Genomic DNA, 7317 nt, shown 5'->3' with positions numbered 1-7317 from the left:
GCCACCAACGGCCCGCTGAAGGGCGTGCTCGGCTTCACCGACCAGCCGAACGTCTCCAGCGACTTCAACCACGACCCGCGTTCGTCGATCTTCCACCTCGACCAGACCAAGGTGATGAACGGCACCCTCGTCCGTATCCTCTCCTGGTACGACAACGAGTGGGGCTTCTCCAACCGCATGGCCGACACCGCCGTCGCCATCGGCAAGACCCTCTGAGCTAGACCGAACCGCTAAGAGCCTCCCGGACCCCGCCCAACGGCGGGGTCTTTTTTCGGTCTGCGGAGCCATCGCGGCAGACCACCGGAAGCGGCACTTCCCCTTGCTGCCGCCTTGCGTGTATACGAGGGCTAATCCGAGGCGGAGTTTTCCTTAAGGACCAAACCCGAAGGGGTTTTACGGCCAGGCCGTCCCGCCATCGACAGACTCAAGGAGCAGATATGAACGCGCCGGCATCCTCGCGAACGGGCAGCAATCCCAAGATCCGCCAGCGTCAGACCAAGGTGGTCGCCACGCTCGGCCCGGCTTCCGGCACGATCGAGGTGATCCGCGAGTTGGTGGCAGCCGGTGCCGATGTCTTCCGCCTGAATTTCAGCCACGGCGTGCACGAGGAGCACCGCGCCCGCTTCGACATTCTGCGTCAGGTGGAAAACGAGACCGGCCGGCCGATTGCCGTGATGGCCGACCTGCAAGGTCCGAAGCTGCGCATCGCCACCTTCGCCGACGGCCCGGTCGAACTCACCGAGGGACAGACCTTCCGCCTCGACCTCTCCACCGAGCCCGGCGACGTGACGCGCGTCGGCCTGCCGCATCCGGAAATCTTCGCCGCCCTCAAGCCCGGCACCGACCTTCTGCTCGACGATGGCCGCGTCCGCCTGCATGTCGAGAGCTGCGCCGCCGATCATGCCATGACGCGCGTGGTGAGCGGCCGCGTGCTGTCCAACCGCAAGGGCGTCAACGTGCCGGACGTGGTGCTGCCGCTGTCCGCCCTGACGCCCAAGGATCGCGACGACCTTACCTTCGCGCTCGACCTCGGCGTCGACTGGGTGGCGCTCTCCTTCGTGCAGCGGCCCGCCGACCTCGTGGAGGCGCGCGGGCTGATCGGCGACCGGGCGGCGCTGCTCGCCAAGATCGAGAAGCCGCAGGCGATCGACAGCCTCGGCGAGATCATCGCGCTTGCCGACGGCGTCATGGTGGCGCGCGGCGACCTCGGCGTCGAGATGCGGCCCGAGGACGTGCCGACCTTGCAGAAGCGCATCGTCCGCGAGGCGCGGCAGGCCGGCAAGCCGGTGATCGTCGCCACGCAAATGCTGGAATCGATGATCACCAATCCGGCGCCGACCCGCGCCGAGGCCTCCGACGTCGCCACCGCCGTGTTCGACGGCGCCGATGCGGTGATGCTGTCGGCCGAGACCGCCGCCGGCGCCTATCCGGTGGCCGCCGTCGCCATCATGGACAGCATCGCCCAGCGCGTCGAGCACGACCCGCTCTACCGCCAGATCATCGAGGCGCAGCGGCTGCCCTTCGGGCCGGAGACCTCGTCGGAAGCCATCACCCACGCCGCCAAGGAAATCGCCATGGTGCTCGGCGCCAAGGCCATCGTCACCTTCACGGCCACCGGCTCGACCACCCTGCGCGTCGCCCGCGAGCGGCCGGGCGTGCCGGTGCTGTCGATGACGCCAGACCTCGTCAAGACGCGCAAGCTGATGCTCGCCTACGGCGTGCTGGTGATCCCCAGCCAGCCCTCGCCCCGCTTCCAGGACAAGGTGAACAGCTCCGTCGCCCTCGCCCGCAGCCTCGGCATCGCCCGCCTCGGCGACACGATGGTGGTGACTTCGGGCGAAGGCATGCCCGGCTCGACCAACGTGCTGCGGATCGTCACCGTCGGCGAACCCGTCGCCTGACGCACATTAAACGATAGCGCCAACCTTCCGCGGGTTCTCCCCTTTACATTTGTGCGACAGCCGGTATCCGTGGCGTCCTGAATTAAGTGGAACCGGAGATACCTCAAATGGCGGACAACTCGCCCGGACAGGCCAACAGCATTCTCGGCCTCGACGCCTACGCGCCGGCCGAGATCCAGGACAAGGTCGAGAAGCTCGGCGTCAAGAAGGCGCGGATGCCGGCGCTGGCCAGCGCGGCGCTGGCGGTCATCGCCGGCGGCTCGATCGGCCTCGGTGCCTTGTTCTTCGGCATCGTGCTGGCCGATCCGACGCTGGGGTTCGCCGCGCAACGCCTGCTCGGCGGCCTCGTCTTCACGCTTGGCCTGGCGCTGGTGATGATCGGCGGCGCCGAGCTGTTCACCGGCAACTGCCTGATCGTCATGGCCTGGGCCAACCGTCAGCTCTCGACCGGCGAGGTGCTCCGCAACTGGACGATCATCTGGCTCGGCAACCTCGTTGGCGCGCTCGGCCTGGTGTTCCTGGTGGTGATGGCGCACACCTCGGGGCTGAACGGCGACGGTTTCGGCACCGGCATGATCAAGCTGGCCGTCGGCAAGGTGGGGCCGGACGCCGTCACCATCTTCTTCAAGGGCGTCCTCTGCAACATCCTGGTCTGCCTTGCCGTCTGGCTCAGCTATGCCGGCCGCTCGGTGACCGACAAGCTGTTCGGCATGGTGCTGCCGGTGACCGCCTTCATCGCCGCCGGCTTCGAGCACTGCGTCGCCAACATGTTCATCCTGCCCTACGCCTGGGTGCTGATTCACACCGGCCACGCGCCTGAAGGCGTCGACGTGTCGCTGCTGACCTTCGGGGCGATCGTTCACAACATCATCCCGGCGACGCTTGGCAACATCGTGGGCGGCGCCGGATTCGTCGGCGGCATCTACTGGCTGGTCTATCGCAAGGCGCTGGGCGGCCTGACGCCGCTGTCGGCCGGCGAACCGCGCCGGACGCAAGGCAGACCTTCCCGAAACGGATAACCGTTTGGAATTGATCGCCCGTTCGGCGCTGCATGTCGCGCAAGGCAGACGCGCAGGCCTGCATGGCTGACGAGGATGGATGGGAACGACAGGCAAGGCCCCTTCGGGGGTCTTCTCTTTTTAGTTGTATTGCTATTACGACAAGCCGAGGCGATATCCGCTTTCCCAGCGCTGTTGCGAGGCATAAGCAGCCGGTAAAAGGGGCTGTTTTCCTTCATATTTTCAAAAGTCGCACTATTCGGCGATTTGTTAAAAGGTTTCAGTTTCATGACCGGCTCTCGCCATCTGCAGATGCGCGACATGCGATCGTTCGTTTATACAATCAAAAGGTGTATGCATGTCCTGGCGGGCTGCCTTGCCACCGGCGCAGGCCCTGCCCGAAAGGCCGGCAATAGCGCAGGATTACTTACTTAACCTTTGAAGTCATATATTACATGAAGGACATGACGAGCTTGCGGGTCATCCGGATTTCGCAGGACTACGTAAGTAAAATCTGTTATACGTTCTCGGACGCATAACTTTCCGGCCATCGGGTCGGTGACAGGAACCTTGGAGAGAAAGTCATGAACGTCTATGCGCGCGAACCGTTCGATACCATCGACGAGCTGACCGCCCAGGACCCCTGGCGCGGCTTTCTCCCCGGCAGCTGGACGCGCGAGATCGACGTCCGCAGCTTCATCATCGCCAACGTGACGCCTTACGAGGGCGACGCCCGCTTCCTGGCCGGCATCACGCCGCGCACCGCCGACCTCTGGGAGAAGCTGAAGGTTCAGCTCAAGGCCGAGCGCGACAAGGGCGGCGTGCTGGACGTCGACGTCTCCACCCCCGCCTCCATCACCGCGCACAAGGCCGGCTACATCGCCGAGGACCTGGAGCAGATCGTCGGCTTGCAGACCGACGCACCGCTGAAGCGCGCCATCATGCCGTTCGGCGGCTACCGCATGGTCAAGAATGGTCTCGAAGCCTACGGCTTCAAGGCCGACACCTCGCTCGACAAGGTGTTCCCCAAGCTCCGCAAGACCCACAATGACGCGGTGTTCGACGTCTACACCCCGGAAATGCTGGCCTGCCGCAAGTCGGGCATCATCACCGGCCTGCCGGACGCCTACGGTCGCGGCCGCATCATCGGCGACTATCGCCGCGTCGCCCTCTACGGCGTCAACCGGCTGATCGAGGACAAGCAGGCCCAGCTCAAGAGCTTCGAGCTTGCCACCATCGATGAGGAAGTGCTGCGCGCCCGCGAGGAGACCGCCGAACAGATCAAGGCGCTGAAGGAGCTGGTCAAGCTCGGCGAGATCTACGGCTTCGACCTCACCCGCCCGGCCGTCAACGGCCGCGAGGCGGTGCAGTGGACCTACCTCGGCTATCTCGCCGCCGTGAAGGAGGCCAACGGCGCCGCCATGTCGCTCGGCCGCGTCTCCAGCTTCCTCGACATCTACATCCAGCGCGACATCAACGAGGGCGAGCTGAACGAAGCCGAGGCGCAGGAGCTGTTCGACCACTTCGTCATGAAGCTCCGCATCGTCCGCTTCCTGAGGACGCCGGAATACGACCAGCTGTTCTCCGGCGACCCGACCTGGGTGACCGAATCCATCGGCGGCATGGCCATCGACGGCCGGCCGCTGGTGACCAAGTCGTCCTTCCGCATGCTGAACACGCTGAACACCCTCGGCCCGGCCCCCGAGCCGAACCTGACGGTCCTCTGGTCCGAGCACTTGCCGAAGGGCTTCCGCGACTTCTGCGCCGAGACCTCCATCAGGACGTCGTCGATCCAGTATGAGAACGACGACCTGATGCGGCCCTACTGGGGCGACGACTACGGCATCGCCTGCTGCGTCTCCGCCATGCGCATCGGCAAGCAGATGCAGTTCTTCGGCGCCCGCGCCAACCTCGCCAAGACGCTGCTCTACGCGATCAACGGCGGCCGCGACGAGAAGAGCGGCGCCCAGGTCGGTCCGGCGCTGGCGCCGGTCACCGGCGACTATCTCGACTACGAGGACGTCAAGGCCAAGTTCCTGCCGATGATGGAGTGGCTCGCCCGCGTCTACGTCAATGCGCTGAACTCCATCCACTTCATGCACGACAAGTACATGTACGAGCGGATCGAGATGGCGCTGCACGACCGCGACATCCTCAGGACCATGGCCTGCGGCATCGCCGGCCTGTCGGTGGCCGCCGACAGCCTCAGCGCCATCAAGTACGCCAAGGTGAAGGTGATCCGCGACGAGCGCGGCCTTGCCACCGACTTTACGATCGAGGGCGACTATCCGGCCTTCGGCAACAACGACGACCGGGTGGACGACATCGCCGTGTGGCTGACCGAGACGTTCATGGGCTGCATCCGCAAGCACAAGACCTATCGCAACGCCATGCCGACGCAGTCGATCCTGACCATCACCTCGAACGTCGTCTACGGCAAGAAGACCGGCAACACCCCCGACGGCCGCAAGGCCGGCGTGCCCTTCGCGCCGGGCGCCAACCCGATGCACGGCCGCGACAAGAACGGTGCCGTCGCCTCCATGGCCTCGGTGGCCAAGCTGCCCTACGCCCACGCGCAGGACGGCATCAGCTACACCTTCTCCATCGTGCCGTCGGCCCTCGGCTCGACCGACGGGGACCGGGTGGACAACCTCGACAGCCTGCTCAGCGGCTACTTCATGCAGGGCGGCCACCACATCAACGTCAACGTGTTCGACCGCGAGACGCTGGTCGATGCCATGGAGCATCCCGAGCTTTACCCGCAGCTCACCATCCGCGTGTCGGGCTACGCGGTGAACTTCATCAAGCTCACCCGCGAGCAGCAGCTCGACGTGATCAGCCGGACCTTCCATGGCGCATCAAACTAACCTCCTCGCCTTCCGGGACGCCCCGCGCGCCCCGGAGGCCCACGCCGACGGCGGGCGCCCTGCCCGCCGGCCGGTCGCCCACGGCTTCGTCCACTCCAAGGAAGCCGGCGGCGCCGTCGACGGGCCGGGCATCCGCTACGTGCTGTTCGTCTCGGGCTGTCCGCTGCGCTGCCAGTATTGCCACAACCCCGACACCTGGCACATGCGCAAGGGCAAGGAAACCTCGGTGCGCGAGGTGGTGGCCGAGATCGCCAGCTATTCGGGCTTCCTGAAGCGCGCCAAGGGCGGCGTCACCATCACCGGCGGCGAGCCGCTGACCCAGGTGGAGTTCACCGCCGAAATCTTCCACGCCGCCAAGGCGATGGGCCTGCACACGGCCCTCGACACCTCCGGCTACCTCGGCAAGCGCGTCTCCGACGAGATGCTTCAGGACATCGACCTGGTGCTCCTGGACATCAAGGCGTTCACCGAGGAGACCTATCGCGAGGTGACCGGCGTCGAGCTGCAGCCGACGCTCGACTTCGCCAAGCGCCTGTCGGCACTCGGCAAGAAGATCTGGCTGCGCTACGTGCTGGTGCCCGGCCTCACCGACAAGCTCGACGAGATCGCCGGCCTCGCCGCCTTCGCCGCCAGCCTGGGCGTGGTCGAACGCGTCGACATCCTGCCCTTCCACAAGCTCGGCGAGTTCAAGTGGGAAGCGTGCGGCAAGGAATACAAGCTCGCCAACACCGAGCCGCCGTCGCGCGAGCTGGTGGAAAAGGTGCGGACGATCTTCCGCAGCGAGGGCCTGAACGCGAGCTGAGGCAATTGCCTGTCGCCCTCGCCGGCGGCAGGCTCAGGCCGCCAGCCGGTAGGGCGCGACGAGGCATTCGGCGGGAATTCCCCATTCCGAACTCAGCTTGAAGATCATCTCCACCGTCAGCGCCCGCTTTCTGTTGAGAATTTCCGAGGCGCGAGACCTTGATCCCAGCAGCGCGGCAAGATCGGCCTGCGTGCGCGACGTCGTGTCCATATGCGCTCTCAGCAGTTCGATCGGTTCCATCGTTTCGATCGGATAATGGCGATTCTCATAGGCCTCGATCAGGTCGGAGAGCACATCGAAGCGGTCGGCGTCGGCCGTTCCCAGCGCCGGCGGATGATCGAAATAGACAGCAACCTCCCGGAGTGCCCAGGCCAGGTCCTCGTCGGTGCGGATGGGGCGAATGTTGTCCATCATATAGTCTCCGCGTCGATCCGATCGTATTCCGCATGCGTGCCGACGAACTTGACGAGCATTCGCCGATGACCATAGGCGACATGCACGATCAGCCGATACTTGTTGCCGCCGACATCGAAGATGGCCCGGCTGTCACCGACGAAATCGACGCCCGTGCCAAATGATCGCTTCAGATCGGACGGGCTGCCCCAATCCGCATGGCTGGCAATGGCAAACCAAGCCCGCAAAGGGACTTCTGCCTGCGGATGCCGTTCCCAGAAGGCCCGCAAGGTCGCTTTGGCAATCACTTGCACGATGTCTTCTATCCCAAATTGGGAACAAAAGAAAGGGCGCGT

General features: G+C 65.1%; 6 protein-coding genes and 1 pseudogene. 5 read left to right on the top strand and 2 right to left on the bottom strand.

The features are described from left to right. From H512_RS0117595 to pflA, 5 genes and pseudogenes are all read left to right on the top strand, one after another. Positions 1-216, top strand: a pseudogene (locus H512_RS0117595) (erythrose-4-phosphate dehydrogenase); the annotation flags it as partial. Positions 217-437: 221 nt separating this feature from the next. Further along, positions 438-1901 (top strand): pyruvate kinase, encoded by a 1464-nt coding sequence (gene pyk / locus H512_RS0117590; protein ID WP_036792402.1) that lies wholly within the window; start codon positions 438-440, stop codon positions 1899-1901. Positions 1902-2008: 107 nt separating this feature from the next. After that, entirely contained in the window at positions 2009-2920 is a 912-nt protein-coding gene (locus tag H512_RS0117585) for a formate/nitrite transporter family protein (RefSeq protein WP_026784568.1), read from the top strand. Positions 2921-3483: 563 nt separating this feature from the next. Next, positions 3484-5766: a formate C-acetyltransferase gene (pflB, locus tag H512_RS0117580; RefSeq protein WP_026784567.1), complete on the top strand. Its 2283-nt coding sequence runs from the start codon at positions 3484-3486 to the stop codon at positions 5764-5766. After that, entirely contained in the window at positions 5750-6568 is an 819-nt protein-coding gene (gene pflA, locus H512_RS24670) for a pyruvate formate-lyase-activating protein (RefSeq protein ID WP_053240010.1), read from the top strand. The genes pflB and pflA overlap by 17 nt, the downstream gene beginning before the upstream one ends. A 33-nt stretch (positions 6569-6601) precedes the next feature. Here pflA and H512_RS0117570 read toward each other — a convergent pair whose 3' ends face one another. Further along, the gene (locus H512_RS0117570) at positions 6602-6979 is read right to left on the bottom strand and encodes a helix-turn-helix domain-containing protein (protein ID WP_026784566.1); all 378 of its coding nucleotides are present in this window, start codon (positions 6977-6979) and stop codon (positions 6602-6604) included. Beyond that, positions 6979-7275, bottom strand: coding sequence for a type II toxin-antitoxin system HigB family toxin (locus H512_RS24665; RefSeq protein ID WP_036792426.1), 297 nt, complete (start codon positions 7273-7275; stop codon positions 6979-6981). Before H512_RS24665 ends, H512_RS0117570 begins: the two co-directional genes overlap by 1 nt. Positions 7276-7317 lie beyond the last annotated feature (42 nt).

The organism is Pleomorphomonas koreensis DSM 23070, assembly GCF_000425185.1.
Classification (GTDB): domain Bacteria; phylum Pseudomonadota; class Alphaproteobacteria; order Rhizobiales; family Pleomorphomonadaceae; genus Pleomorphomonas; species Pleomorphomonas koreensis.
The sequence above is the reverse complement of the archived record's forward strand: the minus strand, read 5'-3'. Positions and strand labels throughout refer to the sequence as shown.

Excerpts from the sequence above, each read along its gene's own strand:
- pyk (WP_036792402.1), top strand. The coding sequence starts at position 438 with ATGAACGCGCCGGCATCCTCGCGAACGGGCAGCAATCCCAAGATCCGC.
- H512_RS0117585 (WP_026784568.1), top strand. The coding sequence starts at position 2,009 with ATGGCGGACAACTCGCCCGGACAGGCCAACAGCATTCTCGGCCTCGAC.
- pflB (WP_026784567.1), top strand. The coding sequence starts at position 3,484 with ATGAACGTCTATGCGCGCGAACCGTTCGATACCATCGACGAGCTGACC.
- pflA (WP_053240010.1), top strand. The coding sequence starts at position 5,750 with ATGGCGCATCAAACTAACCTCCTCGCCTTCCGGGACGCCCCGCGCGCC.
- H512_RS0117570 (WP_026784566.1), bottom strand. The coding sequence starts at position 6,979 with ATGGACAACATTCGCCCCATCCGCACCGACGAGGACCTGGCCTGGGCA.